Raw genomic sequence first — 16695 nt, 5'->3', positions numbered from 1 at the left:
TGGTTGCCGCTGCGAGGCGCACTCCACTATGATTCCGGCAATACGCCTCATTCCCGTTGATGCTGAGCATCCGTCGATGCGTCGGGGGAGGTGGCGTCGGGGAAGCCAGCAGGCGGCGCGAGCTGGCCACGCAAGCAGACAATCTAGGGTGATGCCGATGATTTCATTCGGGATGGTGGGCGCACGTCGCGCGGCGGCGGCGGTGGCAGCGTTCGCGCTCTTCGCCAGCGGTACGGTCATGGCCGGACCGCAGCCCTGGCAGCTCAACATGCCCACGGGCGTCACCAGCATTTCGCAGCGCATCCACGGCGTGCACATGCTCGCATTCTGGATCTGCGTCGCCATCGGCGTGATCGTTTACGGCGCGATGGTCTATGCGATGTTCAAGTTCCGCAAATCGCGCGGCGCGGTGGCGGCCAAGTGGAGCCACAACACGATGCTGGAGGCGGTCTGGACGACGATCCCGATCCTCATCCTGATCGCGATGGCGTGGCCGGCGACCAAGCTGCTGATCGACATGGCCCATGTCGAGAACTCGGAGATGACCATCAAGGTCACCGGCTACCAGTGGAAGTGGCGTTACGAGTACGTCGACTATTTCGGCAAGGCCACGCCGGTCAATTTCATCTCCACCCTTGATGCGGAGTCCAACCGCGTGCGCCAGACCGGTTCGGGTCTCGATCCGCATTCGGTCAAGGAAGGCGATGAAAACGTCTATCTGCTCAACGTCGACAAGCCGCTGGTGCTGCCGGTCGGGGTCAAGGTCCGCTTCGTGATCACCGCCGATGACGTCATCCACTCCTGGTGGGTGCCGGATCTGGGTTGGAAGCAGGATGCCATTCCCGGCATCATCAACGACAACTGGACCCGCATTGACGTGGCCGGCACTTACCGCGGCCAGTGCGCCGAGCTGTGCGGACGCGACCACGGCTTCATGCCGATCGTGGTCAAGGCCGTACCCAAGGCCGAGTTCGAACAATGGCTGGCGACCCAGCAGGCCGCCGCTTCCGCCAGCAAGACCGCGCAGGCCGCTCCCGCCGCCGCGTTGCCCGCCACGCAGGGCTGATCGCCCCCACATCGAGGTTACAGGCCATGGCCGCAGTCAATCCCGCCATCCACGACACGCACCACGATGGGCATGCCGGTCACGATGACAAGCCGCACGGCTTCCTGCATCGCTGGTTGTTCACCACCAACCACAAGGACATCGGTACGCTGTATCTGGTGTTCTCGCTGACGATGTTCTTCATCGGCGGCAGCTTCGCCATGCTGATCCGTGCCGAATTGTTCCAGCCGGGCCTGCAGTTGCTGCAGCCGGAAACATTCAACGAACTGACCACGATGCACGCGCTGATCATGATCTTCGGCGCGATCATGCCGGCCTTCGTCGGCCTCGGGAACTGGATGATTCCGCTGCAGATCGGCGCGCCCGACATGGCCCTGCCGCGCATGAACAACTGGTCGTTCTGGATCCTGCCGTTCGCCTTCCTGCTGTTGATCGGCGAGATCTTCATGCCCGGCGGCGGCCCGCAGGGCGGCTGGACGATGTATCCGCCGTTGTCGCTGGAGGGGGGCTTCAACGTCGCCTTCATGATTTTCGCGATCCACCTGATGGGCATCAGCTCGATCATGGGTGCGATCAACATCATTGCCACCATCCTCAACATGCGCGCGCCGGGCATGGATCTGCTGAAGATGCCGGTGTTCGTGTGGAGCTGGCTGATCACCGCCTTCCTGCTGATTGCGGTGATGCCGGTGCTGGCCGGTGCGGTGACGATGCTGCTCACCGACAAGTATTTCGGCACGAGCTTCTTCCACGCTGCCGGCGGTGGCGATCCGGTGATGTACCAGCACATCTTCTGGTTCTTCGGCCATCCCGAGGTCTACATCATGATCCTGCCGGCGTTCGGGATCGTCTCGGAAATCATCCCCACCTTCTCGCGCAAGCCGATCTTCGGCTATCAGGCGATGGTGTATGCGATTGCCTCGATCGCGTTCCTGTCGTTCATCGTCTGGGCGCATCACATGTTCACCGTCGGCATGCCGCTCGGCGGCGAGCTGTTCTTCATGTACGCGACGATGCTGATCGCGATCCCGACCGGGGTGAAAGTGTTCAACTGGTTGTCGACGATGTGGCAAGGCTCGCTCACCTTCGAGACGCCGATGCTGTTCGCGATCGCATTCGTGATCCTGTTTACGATCGGCGGCTTTTCCGGCGTGATGTGCGCGATCGTTCCGGCCGACTTCCAGTACCAGGACACCTATTTCGTCGTTGCCCACTTCCACTATGTGCTGGTCTCGGGCGCTGCGTTCGGGATCATGGCTGCGGCCTACTACTGGCTGCCCAAGTGGTCGGGCAACATGTACTCGGAGAAGTGGGGCAAGATCCATTTCTGGTCGAGCGCGATCGCGGTCAACGTGCTGTTCTTCCCGCAGCATTTTGTCGGCCTTGCCGGCATGCCGCGCCGCATCCCCGACTACAACGTCGCCTTCGCCGACTTCAACATGATCTCCTCGATCGGCGGTTTCTGGTTCGGCGCCAGCCAGCTGATCTTCGTCGGCGTGATCATCCATTGCGTGTACTTCTCCAGGCAGCGCGCCACCGCGCAGGTTTGGGAAGGTGCGCGTGGACTGGAATGGACGGTGCCGTCGCCGGCGCCGTTCCACACCTTCTCCACGCCGCCGGTGATCACCAACGACATGCTCGCGCATGGCGATGTGAGCCACTGAGCGCGCGCATCGACGCGGGCATCGGGCCGGATCGGGAAATGGCAAGGCAAGCCACCAGCGACGAACAAGCCAGTGGCCGCGCCCGCGCGCGGCGCACGGCGCTGACTGTCGGTGCGGTGGCGCTGGTGATCTACCTGTCCGCGATCCTGCAGATGGTGCTGCGCAAGTGAACGCGGCAGTCAATCACCACGGCGTGCTCAAGACCGCCCTGATCGTGGTCGCCTGCGCCTTCGTGTTCGGCTTCGCGATGGTGCCGGTCTACCGCATCGTCTGCGAACACGTATTCGGCATCCGCATGAGCGATGGTGCGGTGGCGGCGAGTGATGCCGCAGCCCTGGTCGAAGACGCCAGTCGCACGATCACCGTGCAGTTCGTCGCCAACGTCAACAGCAAGTTGCCGTGGGATTTCGCCCCCGAGCGACCGAGCATGCAGGTGCATCCGGGCAAGATCGTCGATGCCTGGTTCGATGCCACCAACACCGGCAAACAGGCGATCGTCGGCAATGCGGTGCCGAGCGTGGCGCCGGCCGCGGCCTCGGCCTTCTTCAACAAGACCGAATGCTTCTGCTTCACCGAGCAGGTGTTGGCCGCGGGTGAAACGCGGCGCATGCCGGTACGTTTCTTCGTCGACCCGCGCCTGCCCAAGGACGTGCGCGAGCTGACCTTGTCGTACACTTTCTACGCCAACGAAGTCGCCACCCAGCGACTGCTTGAAACCGGATCGCCGCAACCTGCGGCGGGTTGACCACGCAACGATCGAGATCGACATGGCCCAGACACAAGGTGCTTACTACGTTCCCCACGGCAGCCACTGGCCGATCGTCGGCTCTTTCGGCTTGCTTGGCGCAGTCGGCGGCGCGGGCCTGTGGCTCAACGAGGTCATGGTCGGCAAACCGATCATGGCCGTGGGCATCGGCCTGCTGGTGGTGATGCTGTTCGGCTGGTTCGGCTCGGTGATCCGCGAGTCGCTGGCCGGTTACTACAACAAGCAGGTTGATGTTTCGTTCCGCATGGGGATGATCTGGTTCATCTTCTCGGAAGTGATGTTCTTCGCTGCCTTCTTTGGCGCACTGTTTTACGCGCGCACCTTCTCGGTGCCGTGGCTGGGCGGCGAGGGCGACGGCGCGCTGACCAATTTCTACCTGTGGCCGCAGTACGCGGCAGCATGGCCGACCAATGGTCCGGCCGACATCGGTGGCGGTTTCTCGACGATGTCGCCGTGGGGCATTCCGCTGCTCAACACCCTGCTGCTGCTCAGCTCGGGCGTGACCATCACGATTGCGCATCATGCGTTGCGCACCGGCCATCGCGCGCGCCTGCTGGTGTTCCTCGCCCTCACCGTGATTCTCGGCGCGATCTTCCTCGGCTTCCAAGTGCATGAGTACGCCGAGGCCTACGAGCACTTCAATCTCACGCTCGGCAGCGGCATCTACGGCAGCACCTTCTTCATGCTGACCGGTTTCCACGGCCTGCACGTGACGCTCGGTGCGATCATGCTTGCGGTGATGTGGGCACGCTGCGCCAAGGGTCACTTCACCCGCGACAATCACTTCGCCTTCGAAGCGGTTGCCTGGTACTGGCACTTCGTCGACGTGGTCTGGCTTGGCTTGTTCCTGTTCGTCTACGTGCTCTGAACGTCGGGAATCGCGAGCCGGGTATCAGGTATCGGATGCGAAGCGCGCATTGTCTTTGACGATTCTCCGTTCCCGATTTCCCATACCCGGCCCTCCATTCATCCGCCAACGCCGTGCGGTTTGATGATCCCTGCCCAGATACCGAGCATGATCAGCGCGATCAACAGCACCGACAGCGCGATGCGGCGTGTCAGCGCCTTGAGCGTGCGGTCGGTGGTGCCCTTGTCGCTCATCATGTAGTAGAGGCCGGCGCCCAGGTTGTAGACGATGGCGATGAAGAAGACGATGACGAGAACGGTGCCGAGCATGGTGGAGCCTGAGTCCCGGCGCCTGCGGCCGGTTGCCTGTCCGATTATAGACGCCTGGCATGAGCACTAGACGCTGGCACGCGCCGCGCGCGATCGGCGTGCTGTTCGCCCTGATCGGAATTGCGGTGTTCCTCGCGCTGGGCACCTGGCAGGTTCGTCGCGCCCACGAGAAGGAAGCCTTGTTCGCCGCGTTCGATGCGGCGGCAAGCCAGGCACCGATCACGCTGACCCAGGCGCGCACGCAGGCCGGTGCACAGGTTTATCCGCTGGTCGAAATCACGGGCAGTTTCGATCCCGAGCATGCTTATTTGCTCGATGACCAGGTGCGAGGTGGCAAGGTCGGCGTCATGCGTTGGGACGTTTTCGCGCCCAGCGCAGGCGGTCCGGCCCTGCTCGTCAACCGCGGCTATCTCGCGCGCGATGCGCGCGGCGTCTTGCCGACGATGCCGTCTCCGCCCACTGGCGTGGTTCGCATCCAAGGGCTGTATGCACCGCCACCTGGCTCGGGCCTGCGTCTGGGCGGCAATGCCTTGCCGCGGCAGGCACAGTGGCCCAAAACCACGATCTACATCGATCCGGGCGAGATTGCCGCCGATCTCGACCGTCATCTCGATGCCCGTGTGTTGCTGGAAACCGATGCCGCCGATGCCGGCGCAGGATTCGTGCGCCAATGGCGTCCCGAGGTGTTCCCGCCCGAGCGCCACTACGCCTATGCCTTCACCTGGTTCGCTTTCTGCGCCGTGGTCGTGGCAACCTTCCTTGTTCTGCACTGGCGCCCCGAGAACGATCGACCATGACCCCGCGCAACCGCACGCGCAATCGCATTGCCCTGATCCTCGTCGTGGCGGTGTTCATCGTCCCCTTCCTCGGCACCTGGTTCCTGAGTACGACCGGTTGGCGACCGCAGGGCATGCGCAACTTCGGCACCCTGATCGAGCCGCCGCGCGACCTTGGCGGCGCCCGTTTCGTACTCGCCGACGGTAGCGCGCTGGCTTGGAAGGATGCGAACTGGTCATGGACGGTGGTCGCCTTGCCCGGCGCGGAATGCGCGCAATCCTGCCTGCAGAAACTCGACGAGCTCCGGCGCGTGCGCCTTACGCTCAATCGCAACGCCGCGCGCGTGCGCCTGCTCGTGCTCGCCGACTTGCCGGATGACGAACTCGCGGCCTTGGCACCAATGCAGTCGGCAAGGGATGCCGATGGCGCGCTCGCAGCCTATCGCCCATCGGCTGCCGATGCGCTTGCCGTCGTCTTCATCGACCCGCACGGTTTCCTCGTGCTCAGTCATCCATCCGGCTACGACGCCAACAAGTTGCGCAAGGATCTCGAGCGCGCCATCAAGAGCTGATCAAAGTGACTTCTTTTCCGCTTACTGCGCGCCTCGCGCTCGCCGCGACGCTGCTCGCCTTGGTCGTCATCGTGTTTGGCGCCTTCGTGCGCCTGTCCAACGCCGGATTGTCGTGCCCGGATTGGCCGACCTGCTACGGCAAGGCGACCTGGCCGGGTCACGAACAGGAAATCGCCCACGCCAACCAGGCCTTCCCGCAGCGTCCGGTGGAAACCCACAAGGCCTGGCGCGAGCAGGTGCATCGCATGCTCGCCGGTTCGCTTGGCACCCTGGTGCTCGCGCTGGCCCTCGTTGCGGCGTGGCCGCGGCGTGGTTCGCCCGCCGCGATTCTCGCCGCGGCGCTGGCGGCAGCGCTCGGTGTCGCGCTCTACATCAAGGGTCATCCGGGTGTTTCCGCGGCCCTTTCCGGACTTGCGATGGCGCTGCCATTGCTGGTGGCTTGGCGCCTGCAGCGCCCGGCGCCGTACCGCATCGCGGTCGCTGCGCTGGCCGTGATCATTTTCCAGGCCATGCTCGGCATGTGGACCGTGACCTTGCTGCTCAAGCCGATCGTGGTCATGGGGCATCTGCTCGGCGGCCTGCTCACCCTGGCCTTGCTCGCCTGGGTCGCGCTCAGCCTGTCGGCGCGCACGCAGTCGACACCTGCGCAGCAGGCCTTGCGGCCGCTGGTGATCCTTGCCCTCGTGCTGCTCGCCGCGCAGATCGCGCTGGGCGGCTGGACCAGCGCGAATTACGCCGCGCTGGCCTGCGGCAGCGATTTTCCGACCTGCGCCGGATCGTGGTGGCCGGCCACCGATTTCCGCGAAGGCTTCGTGCTCTGGCGCGGAATCGGCGTCAATTACGAAGGCGGCGTGCTCGATGGCGCCGCGCGCGCGGCGATTCAAATGGCCCATCGCATCGGCGCGCTGGTGGTGTTCGTGATGGTGCTCGTCACCGCGCTCGCCAGTTGGCGACGCGACCTGCGGGCGCATGCGATCGCGCTTGTCGCGTTGCTGTGCGTGCAGGTGGCGCTGGGCATCGCCAACGTGATGCTGCTGCTGCCCTTGCCCATCGCAACGGCGCACAATGCCGGTGCCGTCCTGCTCCTGCTGGCGCTGATCGCCTTGCTGGTGCGCACGCGGGCGGCAGCGCCCGATCACCGGCCTTCCACTTGAGTTCGCAATCGTGACCCAACCGTCGACCTTCAGCCAATACCTGCAGGTAACCAAGCCGCGCATCGTCGCGCTGATCGTGTTCACCGCGATCATCGGCATGTTGCTCGCGGTGCCCGGCTTGCCGCCGCTGCGCGAAGCAATCGCGGGCGCCGTCGGCATCTGGCTCGCGGCGGCCTCGGCGGCCGCGATCAACCATCTGATCGACCAGCGCATCGACAAGCTGATGGTGCGCACCGCGCACCGACCGCTGGCGATCGGCGCCCTGCGGCCGGTCCAGGTGCTGGTCTTCGCGCTGGCACTGGGCGTGCTGTCGATGGCGATCCTCGTCATTTTCGACAACCTGCTCACCGCCGTGCTCACCTTCCTTGGCCTGATCGGCTATGCGGTGATCTACACCGCCTTCCTCAAGCGCGCGACGCCGCAGAACATCGTGATCGGTGGCGCGGCCGGCGCGGTGCCGCCGATCCTGGGCTGGACCGCGGTCACCGGCAGTGTGCATCCCTATGCGCTGCTGCTGTTCCTCATCATCTTCATCTGGACGCCGCCGCATTTCTGGGCGCTGGCGATCTTCCGTCGCGAGGACTATGCGCGCGCCCATGTGCCGATGCTGCCGGTCACCCACGGCGTGGAGTACACGCGCTGGCACGTGTTGTTGTACACGGTGTTGCTGGTGGTGATCACGGTGCTGCCATACCTCACTGGCATGAGCGGTTTGTTCTACCTTGGCGGCGCGCTGGTGCTCGGCGGCGCCTTCCTTTGGTATGCGATCCGCCTGCTGAACCCGCCCGATGATTTCTTTGCGATGCGCGTGTTCAACTACTCGATCATCTATCTGATGGCGCTGTTCGCGTTCCTGCTGGTCGATCATTACCTGTTGCCCGACGCGAGCCTGGGCGGCAGTGCTACGCTGTGGCAGCGCATTGATTGAGGGTGGCACGATGGCATCGGTCTTTGACTTCGACGCGTGCACGATCGACGGCAAGCAGCAGAAGCTTGCCGCGTACAAGGGCAAGACCCTGCTGATCGTCAACGTCGCCTCCAAATGTGGTTTCACGCCGCAGTACGCGGGGCTGGAAAAGCTCTACGCCGATTACCGTGAGCGCGGTCTGGTGGTGCTCGGCTTTCCCTGCGACCAGTTCGGCCACCAGGAGCCGGGCGACGAGGCGGAAATCAAATCCTTTTGTGCGCTCAACTACGACGTGAGCTTCCCGCTGTTCGCCAAGATCGAGGTCAATGGCGACAAGGCGCATCCGCTGTACCGCTTCCTGAAGTCGCAGGCCAAGGGCGTGCTCGGCAGCGAGGCGATCAAGTGGAACTTCACCAAGTTCCTCGTCGATGCGGATGGCAAGGTCTTGCGTCGCTATGCGCCGACCGATACGCCCGAGCGCATCGGCAAGGATCTGGCCAAGCTGCTGTAGCGCGACGGCCGCCCGGCACGGTATATCTGCGCCTTTCCGCCGCCCGTGAAATGCCGATGGAGTCCGCGCCACGCACCGCCCTGACGCGCAGCGACCTGCGCACGCTCGCTCTGGCCGCACTCGGCGGCGCGCTCGAGTTCTACGACTTCATCATCTTCGTCTACCTCACGGCGACGATCGGAACCTTGTTCTTCCCGCCCGACACGCCCGACTGGTTGCGCCAATTGCAGGCCTTCGGCCTGTTCGCTGCGGGCTATCTCGCGCGTCCGCTGGGCGGCGTGCTGATGGCGCATTTCGGCGACCGCGACGGACGCAAGCGCATGTTCATGCTCAGCGTGCTGTTGATGGCGGTTCCGACCCTGCTGATCGGCCTGTTGCCCACGTACGCGACGATCGGTTACGCCGCGCCGCTCGCGCTGCTCGTGCTACGTATCCTGCAAGGCGCGGCGGTCGGCGGCGAAGTGCCTGGCGCGTGGACCTTCGTCGCCGAGCATGTGCCGCCGCGCCATGTGGGCCTGGCCTGCGGCACGCTCACCGCGGGCCTCACCGCGGGCATCCTCATCGGTTCGCTGATCAGCGCAGCGGTGGTCGCGCGCTGCACGCCCGAGGAAATGCTCGCCTTCGGCTGGCGCATCCCGTTCCTGATCGGCGGCGTCTTCGGCCTGCTCGCGGTGTTCCTGCGCCGCCTGCTCGCCGAAACCCCGGTGTTCGTCGAGCTGCGCCGGCGCGGCGAACTCGAACGCGGATTGCCGCTGCGCGTCGTGCTGGCCGGGCATGGCCGGGCGGTGTTGCGCTCGATGTTGCTGACCTGGCTGCTCACCGCCGCGATCGTGGTGGTGATCCTCATGACCCCGACCCTGATGCAGAAACTGTTCGCGATCCCTGCCGAACAGGCGCTCGCCGCGAACAGCCTGGCCACCGCGGCGCTGACGCTGGGCTGCGTGGTGTTCGGTGTTGCTGCCGATCGCCTGGGCGCGGGCCGCGCGCTGTTTGCAGGTTGCCTGCTGACCCTGCTCGCAACCTACGGGCTCTACACGGGGGCAACCGCATCAGCGACGCATTTGGCGACCTGGTACGCGCTGGCCGGCTTCTGCGTCGGCGTGGTGGGCGTGATCCCGGTGCTGCTGGTGCGCCTGTTCCCGGCGCCGATCCGCTTCTCCGGCGTGTCCTTCGCCTACAACGTCGCCTATGCGATCTTCGGCGGACTCACGCCGCTGGTGGTGGTGATGTGGGCGCAGCAGTGGCCGCTCGCCCCGGCGCATTACGTGGCCGCGCTGTGCACGCTGGGCATGCTGCTTGCGGTCACGGGCGCGACACGGCCCGCGGCCGAAACGGTGCAGCGCGCGACCGCGTGAGGCCGCGCGCTGGTCGACCGTCAGGCGCAGCCGCCGCAGCAGGTACTGCCGGCGCCACTGTGTGGCGGTGCTTCAGCCGCGGCAAAGCCCGCGCCACGGATCGCGGCCAGTGCCTGGTCCTTGCTCAGGTTGCCTTCCACGCGCACGCGGCGCTCGCCGAGCTTGACTTCGACTGCGGCGCCGAGGTCCTGCGCGAGCAGCGCGTTGGTGATGGCGGCGGCGCAGGCGGGACTGTGGATCGCGGGGACTTCGAACAGCATGGGGCGATGACCTCGAATTGGGAATGGGAGGTGGCATTGCGCTCTGGCGCAACGCGTCGCATGCATGCTCGCAGGCAATGACCGCTGCGGCCTTGACCGGGGTCAACGCAAGACGCTGCGCTCTCGCAATCGCGCACGGTAGGATGCGTGGCTTGGCCGCGAGCGCGCCGGCCGTGAAAGGAGCACGTGGTGAACTCGGGCTATGACGCGATCCTCATCGGCGGCGGCCACAATGGCCTCACCTGCGCCGCGTATCTGGCCAAGGCCGGCAAGCGCGTGCTCGTGCTCGAACATCGCGATGTGGTCGGCGGCGCCGCAGTGACCGAGGAGTTCCATCCGGGCTTTCGCAATTCGGTCGCCGCCTACACGGTGTCGCTGCTGCAACCCAAGGTGATTGCCGATCTGGAACTGGAAAAACACGGCCTGCGCGTGGTGCTGCGCAAGGCCAACAATTTCCTGCCGCGTCCGGATGGGTCCTGCCTGCTGACCGGGGCCGGGCGCACGCGCGATGAAGTGGCGAAGTTTTCGCGCAGGGACGCCGATGCGCTGCCCGAATACGAGCGTCGCCTCGATGCGATCGCCGACGTGTTGCGCGCGGTCGCGCTCGAGCCGCCGCCCAACGTCAGCGACGGTGGCTGGCTCAAGGCGCTGCCCGAGCTGATCCGCGCAGGCAAGCTCGGCAAGCGTCTGGGCCAGCTCGATGCGACGCTGCGCAGCGACTTGCTCGACCTGTTCACGATCTCGGCGGCGGAATACCTCGATCGCTTCTTCGAAAGCGAACCGATCAAGGCCGTGCTCGGTTTCGACGGCGTGGTCGGCAATTACGCCAGCCCGTACACGCCTGGCAGTGCCTATGTCCTGTTGCATCACGTGTTCGGCGAGGTCAACGGCGTCAAGGGTGCATGGGGCCATGCGATCGGCGGCATGGGCGCGATCACGCAGGCGATGGCGAAATCCGCGCAAGCCGCCGGCGTGGAAATCCGCACCGGCTGCGGCGTGCGCGAGGTGCTCGTCGAGGATGGCCGCGCGGTCGGCGTCGTCACCGCAGGCGGCGACATCGAGCATGCGCGCGCGATCGTCGCCAACGTCAATCCCAAGCTCCTGTACGAGCGCCTGCTCGCGCCCGACCAGGTGCCGCCGGCGACGCGCGAGCGCATGCGCAACTGGCGCTGCGGCTCGGGCACCTTCCGCATGAACGTCGCGCTCGGGCGTCTGCCGGATTTCACCTGTCTGCCGGGCGTGGGCGATCATCTGACTGCAGGCATCATCCTCGCGCCGAGCTTGGATTACATGGATCGCGCCTATCTGGACGCGCGGGCATACGGCTGGTCGCGCGAGCCCATCGTCGAGATGCTGATCCCGTCCACGCTCGATGACACGCTGGCACCGCCCGGCCAGCATGTCGCCAGCCTGTTTTGCCAGCACGTCGCGCCCACACTGCCAGACGGCGCCTCATGGGACGCCCATCGCGAAGAAGTCGCCGATCTCATGATCGCGACCGTCGAGCGCTACGCGCCGGGCTTCAAGGCCAGCGTATTGGGCCGGCAGATCAAGTCTCCGCTCGATCTGGAACGCGACTTCGGCCTGATCGGCGGCGACATCTTCCACGGCGCGCTCAGCCTCAACCAGCTCTTCAGCGCCCGCCCCATGCTCGGCCAGGCCAACTACCGCGGCGCCTTGCCGGGCCTGTACCTGTGCGGCGCCGGCACGCATCCGGGCGGCGGCGTCACCGGCGCGCCCGGCCACAACGCCGCCAAGGTGATCGCGCGCGACCTGCGCTGAAACCCGCTCCGGCTGGTTGAGGCACGCCTGGCGAGCCGGCTTGGCATGTGCCTTGCTTTGCATTGCGAGAATGGAGTCGACTGCAACTCGGCGCTGCGGAGCTTGGGGTTTCGGGACGCGCGCAAACCGGCGCGGCCGGGCCGGGACCTCGAAGCTCTAAGCAACGGAACCGGCCTCCCGTCTTGATCCAAGGCATCGGACAAATGTGAGCTGTTTCACAATTGTTGACACAATCTGACCGCGGGCAGGGGTGATTCGGCGCCGCAAGGTTTCCATACTCCCAGCCGACCCGGCCGTGGTCAGGGGCAAACCCGCAATCTCAAGGAGACCGCCGTGTGACGGCCTTTGTCGTATCCGCAAACCCGCTGTCGAGCGGACCGGTTTCACGCATCACCAATTTTCGTATCTGGGGTTCCACCATGTCGTTGATTTCAACTCCAAAACTGGCCCGCACCGAAATCGGTCGTGCTGGCTTGCGCCGCGCTTTGGTCCTGCTGCTCTTGCTGGCCTGCCTGCTTCCCGCCAGCGCGATGGCCCAGCTCACGCAGAGGTTCACTGCGAGCGACAACGGCAACGTGGTCCAGATCGGCAATGCCTTGCTGACGTGCAGCACGGCTGTTGGTGCTCAGGGTCAAGCCAGTTGCGCAAACAATCGCAACAACGGCACCGGTAGCGATCAGCAACACACCATGATCCAGATCAATACCGATCCGGTCGGTGGTGGCGCGCCCGCAAACTCGTCGACGGCCAATCTCAGCCTGCCGCCGGGCTCCAGCGTGCTCTGGGCCGGCCTGTACTGGTCCGGGCGCACCGCGACGGCTTCGGGCGATGGCAACGGGCCGATCGCCGCCGCAGCACGCAACATCTGGATCAAGGCGCCTGCGGGCAGCTATGGCCAGGTCACCGCGCTCGCGGCCGACACCAATACCTTCAACACCCAGGGCAGCGCTGGCGCGCGGCCGTATACGGCCTTCTTCGACGCCACCACCCTGGTGCAGGGCGCGGGCGCCGGCACCTATTCGGTCGGTGGCATGACCACGACCGCAGGCTACGACAGCAACCTCGGCTACTACGGTGGCTGGGCGCTGATCGTCGCCTACCACGATGCGGGCCAGCCGTATCGACGCCTCACCATTTACCACGCCGGCAACGTGCCGGTCTCTAACGGCGTCAATCAGACCGTCACGGTCACCGGCATCACCACGCCGGTCAGTGGGGACTTCAATGCCTACATGGGCGCGCTGGTGTGGGAAGGCGATGCGGGCTTGATCGGCGATCGATTCCAGTTGACCGGCGCCGACATCGTCAATCCCGGCAATTTGTCCGATGCGCAAAGCCCGGCCGACAATTTCTGGAACAGCCGGATCTCCAACCTCGGCGTGCTCAACGTGGCGCGCAACCCGGCCTATACGAACAACCTGGGCATCGACCTCAAGATGGTCGACATCTCCAACACCCCGGCCAACGCGGCCTTGCCTCACCTGAGCAACAGCGCCGATCCATCGATCGGCATCAATGCGACGCTGAGTTTCACCTCCACGGGCGATGTCTACTTCCCGCACGCGCTGGTCTTCGTCACCGACCTGTTCAAGCCTGATGTCATCCCGACCCTGCTCAAGACCGCGGTCAAGGTCGGCGGTTCGCCAGGGCCCGACCTGCATCCGGGCGACACCATCGAATACACGATCAGCTTTCACAATCAGGGCCGCGACGGCGCGATCCGCGTGGTCGCTGAGGATCCGATCCCGGTGGGCCTCATCTACGTGGCGGGCAGCATCCAGATCACGCAGGACGATGGCTTCCCGGGCAACGTCGGCGTCAAGTCCGACGCGATCGACGGCGACACCGCCGAGTTCGACGCCGGCGCCAGTCCGCGCGGCACGCTGAGCTTCCGCGTTGGCGCCGGTGCCACCGGTGGCGTGCCGCCGCCGCCGGTCGAGGGCGGCACCCTGCTGCCCACCCAGGGTGTCGTTCTCAAGTACCGCGCCACGATCGATCCCGGCTTCGGCGGCAGCACGATCACCAACGTGGTCGACATCACGCACGGCTCGCTGACCTTCCCCAACGACCCGAGCCAGACCGTCAGCGGCAGCGTCAACAGCGACATCAACCTCACGCCACTGCCGCAGATGCTGCTGAGCAAGGTCGCCAGCCCGAGCGCGATCGTCAACCAGGCCGGCGAAACTTCGCAGTTCACGCTCACGGTGCACAACTACAACAGCACGGTCACCAACGTGAACGTGACGGACACCTTGCCCGCGAACTGGGCCTTCGTCGCCAACAGCGCGGTCATCACCCTGCCCGGTGGCGGCACGATTTCCGGCGCGCCGGCCAATCCCGCGATCGCGATGCCGGTCTTGACCTGGAATCTCAACCAGACGATGGCGGCCAACACCACGCTGACCATCACCTTCACCGCCATCACCACCGCGCCACCCGGTGGTACCAGCACCAACAATGCGACGGCCGCGGGCATCGATTCGGCCAGCAATCCGGTCAGCGCGAACGGCAGTGCCACGGTGAACATTTCCGACCTGCGCATCAGCAAGCAGGCCAACCCGACCACAGCCGGTGTAGGCGACACGATCAACTACACCGTCACCATTACCAATGAGGGCACCGGCCGCCAGGACAACATCGTCGTCAACGATCCGCTGCCACCGGGCGTGACCTATGTCAATCAGAGCACGCAGGCCAACGGTTTCCTGGGCGCGAGCTCCGACTATCACGATTCCTTCGCCAGCATCGCCTTCAACGGCAGCGATGGCTCGATCAACTGGGCGCCGTCGGCTTGGATCGAGACGGACAATGGCGGCGCGGGCACCGGGAACGGCAACATTCGCGTGGTCAACGATGCAGGGTGCCCGGCCGGAAACTGCCTGCGCATCCGCGCCAATGACACCAACGACAGCGTCTATCGTGAGGCCAACCTCACGGTTCCTGCGTGCAGCAGCGCGAGTTCCATCGTGCTGTCCTATGACTACAACAATCAGTTGGCCAACAACCGTACGGTCAGCGCCTATATCTACCGGGGCAATACCCAGACCACGCTGCTGGCAACCTACGACAACGGCAACAACACCGGCGCGGGTACCTACACCCACACCTTGACGGCCGCTGAAATCGGCAACGACACGCGAATCCGCTTCAACGCCACGCAAGTGGGCAATCAGAACAGTTTTCTCTATGTCGACAACGTCCGCTTCGCCTGCGCCGGCACTGTGGCATCGATCAAGGACAACATCCCGGCCGGCGTCAACGCCGACTTGATCAGCGGTATTCCCGCGACCCTCGTGCGTGCGGTCGACAATTTCGTCCTCGATCCCGGCCAGCAGATGAGCGTGACCTACCAGGTCACCATCAACCCGGGCGTCGGCTTTGACTGGTACATCACCAACACCGCCAGCGCCAGCAGCGTCGAGACCCCGACACCGGTTTCGGGTAGTGCGACGGTCCATGTGCTCGTTCCCAATCCGCAGATGTCGGTGGCCAAGAGCGAGACCTCGACCGGTCCCTACACGCTTGGCAGTCCAATCAGCTACAGCGTGGTGATGACCAACACCGGCAACGTGCCGCTGACGAACGTGGTCGTGAGCGACCCCAAGCTCGCGCCCAATTCACAGACCTGCGCAAACGTGCCGGTCGCCGGCACCTGCGTGCTGACGGGCACGCACGTGGTGACGCAGGCGGACATGGATGCCGGCCAGGTCGTCAATCAGGCCAACGTGAACTCGACCGAGGTCGGGCCGACGCCTAGCAACCAGATCACGATCCCGCTGGCGCAGAGCGCGAGCCTGGGTCTGGCCAAGACGGTGACGAGCACGGGTCCGTATGCACTGGGCAGCACGATCGCCTACCAGATCGTGGCGACCAACACGGGCACGGTGACGCTGACGAACGTGTCGATCAGCGATGCGCTGCTGGGCGCGCTGACCTGCACGCCGGCGCAGCCGGCGACCTTGATCCCCGGCGCAACGCTGACCTGCACGGGCAGCTACACGGTGACGCAGGCGGATGTGAACACGGGCAACGTGCACAACACCGCCAATGCGGGTGGCAATGATCCGGGCAACAACCCGGTGACGGCGCCGCCGGCGAGCGTGGACACGCCGATCGCGCAGAGCGCGAGCCTGGGTCTGGTCAAGACGGTGACGAGCACGGGTCCGTATGCACTGGGCAGCACGATTGCCTACCAGATCGTGGCGACCAACACCGGCACGGTGACGCTGACGAACGTATCGATCAGCGATGCGCTGCTGGGCGCGCTGACCTGCACGCCGGCGCAGCCGGCGACCTTGATCCCCGGCGCAACGCTGACCTGCACGGGCAGCTACACGGTTGTGATGGCTGACGTAATTGCCGGAAATGTGCATAACCAAGCCACAGCCTCCGGTGTTGATCCGGGGACCAACCCGGTCATTGCGCCACCTGCCGAAGTCGACACGCCCGTTGCTGCTCCTGCAATCAGCGTGGCCAAGAGCTCGAACCCGGCCAGTGGCGCAACCGTCACGGCGGGCCAGCCGATCACCTACACCTTGACCGCGACGGTGACGGACGCGGCGCTGACGCAGCCGCTGGTGCTGACCGACACCTTGAGTGCGGGCCAGACCTTCGGCAGCGTGACGGTGCCGGGCGCGTACACGGCGAACGTGAGCGGCGCACCGACCCTGGTGTTCACCTTGCCTGCGGGCACGGTGCCCGGGACC

At 65.2% G+C, this 16695-nt stretch carries 16 protein-coding genes; 13 read left to right on the top strand and 3 right to left on the bottom strand.

Going from position 1 to position 16695, the window contains the following annotated elements:
- Positions 1–172 precede the first annotated feature (172 nt).
- Genes coxB through KF759_RS06880 form a run of 5 tightly spaced genes read left to right on the top strand, consistent with a single transcriptional unit; the run spans position 173 to position 4364 of the window.
- On the top strand, positions 173–1066 hold the full coding sequence (coxB, locus tag KF759_RS06900) for a cytochrome c oxidase subunit II (protein ID WP_291224044.1): 894 nt from the start codon (positions 173–175) through the stop codon (positions 1064–1066).
- Positions 1067–1092: 26 nt separating this feature from the next.
- Positions 1093–2730: a cytochrome c oxidase subunit I gene (ctaD, locus tag KF759_RS06895; RefSeq protein WP_291223918.1), complete on the top strand. Its 1638-nt coding sequence runs from the start codon at positions 1093–1095 to the stop codon at positions 2728–2730.
- A gap of 38 nt (positions 2731–2768) precedes the next feature.
- Positions 2769–2900 carry a hypothetical protein gene (locus tag KF759_RS06890; protein ID WP_291223916.1) on the top strand — a complete coding sequence of 44 codons (132 nt, stop codon included), beginning with the start codon at positions 2769–2771 and terminating at the stop codon, positions 2898–2900.
- Positions 2897–3475 (top strand): cytochrome c oxidase assembly protein, encoded by a 579-nt coding sequence (locus KF759_RS06885; RefSeq protein ID WP_291223915.1) that lies wholly within the window; start codon positions 2897–2899, stop codon positions 3473–3475. Before KF759_RS06890 ends, KF759_RS06885 begins: the two co-directional genes overlap by 4 nt.
- 22 nt (positions 3476–3497) lie before the next feature.
- Positions 3498–4364: a cytochrome c oxidase subunit 3 gene (locus KF759_RS06880; protein ID WP_291223913.1), complete on the top strand. Its 867-nt coding sequence runs from the start codon at positions 3498–3500 to the stop codon at positions 4362–4364.
- Positions 4365–4462: 98 nt separating this feature from the next.
- Here the strand turns inward: KF759_RS06880 and KF759_RS06875 are convergent, their stop codons facing one another.
- A complete protein-coding gene (locus KF759_RS06875; protein WP_291223911.1) occupies positions 4463–4672 on the bottom strand; it encodes a twin transmembrane helix small protein in 210 nt (69 codons plus the stop codon).
- Positions 4673–4731: 59 nt separating this feature from the next.
- On the opposite strand from KF759_RS06875, the gene KF759_RS06870 reads away from it, so the two are divergent.
- Genes KF759_RS06870 through KF759_RS06845 form a run of 6 tightly spaced genes read left to right on the top strand, consistent with a single transcriptional unit; the run spans position 4732 to position 9947 of the window.
- Positions 4732–5469, top strand: a complete 738-nt coding sequence (locus tag KF759_RS06870; RefSeq protein ID WP_291223909.1) for an SURF1 family protein — start codon at positions 4732–4734, stop codon at positions 5467–5469.
- Positions 5466–6020, top strand: a complete 555-nt coding sequence (locus tag KF759_RS06865) for a hypothetical protein (protein ID WP_291223907.1) — start codon at positions 5466–5468, stop codon at positions 6018–6020. The genes KF759_RS06870 and KF759_RS06865 overlap by 4 nt, the downstream gene beginning before the upstream one ends.
- A 5-nt stretch (positions 6021–6025) precedes the next feature.
- Positions 6026–7174: a COX15/CtaA family protein gene (locus KF759_RS06860; RefSeq protein WP_291223906.1), complete on the top strand. Its 1149-nt coding sequence runs from the start codon at positions 6026–6028 to the stop codon at positions 7172–7174.
- A gap of 10 nt (positions 7175–7184) precedes the next feature.
- Positions 7185–8102, top strand: coding sequence for a heme o synthase (cyoE, locus tag KF759_RS06855; RefSeq protein WP_291223904.1), 918 nt, complete (start codon positions 7185–7187; stop codon positions 8100–8102).
- 10 nt (positions 8103–8112) lie between these two features.
- Positions 8113–8592, top strand: coding sequence for a glutathione peroxidase (locus KF759_RS06850; protein ID WP_291223903.1), 480 nt, complete (start codon positions 8113–8115; stop codon positions 8590–8592).
- Between the two features lie 56 nt (positions 8593–8648).
- Positions 8649–9947 (top strand): MFS transporter, encoded by a 1299-nt coding sequence (locus KF759_RS06845; protein ID WP_291224042.1) that lies wholly within the window; start codon positions 8649–8651, stop codon positions 9945–9947.
- A 20-nt stretch (positions 9948–9967) separates the two neighbouring features.
- Here the strand turns inward: KF759_RS06845 and KF759_RS06840 are convergent, their stop codons facing one another.
- Positions 9968–10207, bottom strand: a complete 240-nt coding sequence (locus KF759_RS06840) for a heavy-metal-associated domain-containing protein (RefSeq protein WP_291223901.1) — start codon at positions 10205–10207, stop codon at positions 9968–9970.
- A gap of 189 nt (positions 10208–10396) precedes the next feature.
- On the opposite strand from KF759_RS06840, the gene KF759_RS06835 reads away from it, so the two are divergent.
- Positions 10397–11989 (top strand): NAD(P)/FAD-dependent oxidoreductase, encoded by a 1593-nt coding sequence (locus KF759_RS06835; RefSeq protein ID WP_291223899.1) that lies wholly within the window; start codon positions 10397–10399, stop codon positions 11987–11989.
- Between the two features lie 319 nt (positions 11990–12308).
- Here the strand turns inward: KF759_RS06835 and KF759_RS06830 are convergent, their stop codons facing one another.
- Positions 12309–12602, bottom strand: a complete 294-nt coding sequence (locus KF759_RS06830; protein ID WP_291223897.1) for a hypothetical protein — start codon at positions 12600–12602, stop codon at positions 12309–12311.
- A gap of 76 nt (positions 12603–12678) precedes the next feature.
- Between KF759_RS06830 and KF759_RS06825 the strand changes: the two genes are divergently transcribed.
- Positions 12679–16695, top strand: a 4017-nt coding sequence (locus tag KF759_RS06825) for a hypothetical protein (RefSeq protein WP_291223895.1), incomplete at its 3' end; no start/stop codon positions are given.

It is taken from the genome of Dokdonella sp., from assembly GCF_019634815.1.
GTDB lineage: Bacteria > Pseudomonadota > Gammaproteobacteria > Xanthomonadales > Rhodanobacteraceae > Dokdonella_A.
The sequence above is the reverse complement of the archived record's forward strand: the minus strand, read 5'-3'. Positions and strand labels throughout refer to the sequence as shown.

Excerpts from the sequence above, each read along its gene's own strand:
- coxB (WP_291224044.1), top strand. The coding sequence starts at position 173 with ATGGTGGGCGCACGTCGCGCGGCGGCGGCGGTGGCAGCGTTCGCGCTC.
- ctaD (WP_291223918.1), top strand. The coding sequence starts at position 1,093 with ATGGCCGCAGTCAATCCCGCCATCCACGACACGCACCACGATGGGCAT.
- KF759_RS06890 (WP_291223916.1), top strand. The coding sequence starts at position 2,769 with ATGGCAAGGCAAGCCACCAGCGACGAACAAGCCAGTGGCCGCGCCCGC.
- KF759_RS06880 (WP_291223913.1), top strand. The coding sequence starts at position 3,498 with ATGGCCCAGACACAAGGTGCTTACTACGTTCCCCACGGCAGCCACTGG.
- KF759_RS06875 (WP_291223911.1), bottom strand. The coding sequence starts at position 4,672 with ATGCTCGGCACCGTTCTCGTCATCGTCTTCTTCATCGCCATCGTCTAC.
- KF759_RS06870 (WP_291223909.1), top strand. The coding sequence starts at position 4,732 with ATGAGCACTAGACGCTGGCACGCGCCGCGCGCGATCGGCGTGCTGTTC.
- KF759_RS06865 (WP_291223907.1), top strand. The coding sequence starts at position 5,466 with ATGACCCCGCGCAACCGCACGCGCAATCGCATTGCCCTGATCCTCGTC.
- KF759_RS06850 (WP_291223903.1), top strand. The coding sequence starts at position 8,113 with ATGGCATCGGTCTTTGACTTCGACGCGTGCACGATCGACGGCAAGCAG.
- KF759_RS06845 (WP_291224042.1), top strand. The coding sequence starts at position 8,649 with ATGGAGTCCGCGCCACGCACCGCCCTGACGCGCAGCGACCTGCGCACG.
- KF759_RS06840 (WP_291223901.1), bottom strand. The coding sequence starts at position 10,207 with ATGCTGTTCGAAGTCCCCGCGATCCACAGTCCCGCCTGCGCCGCCGCC.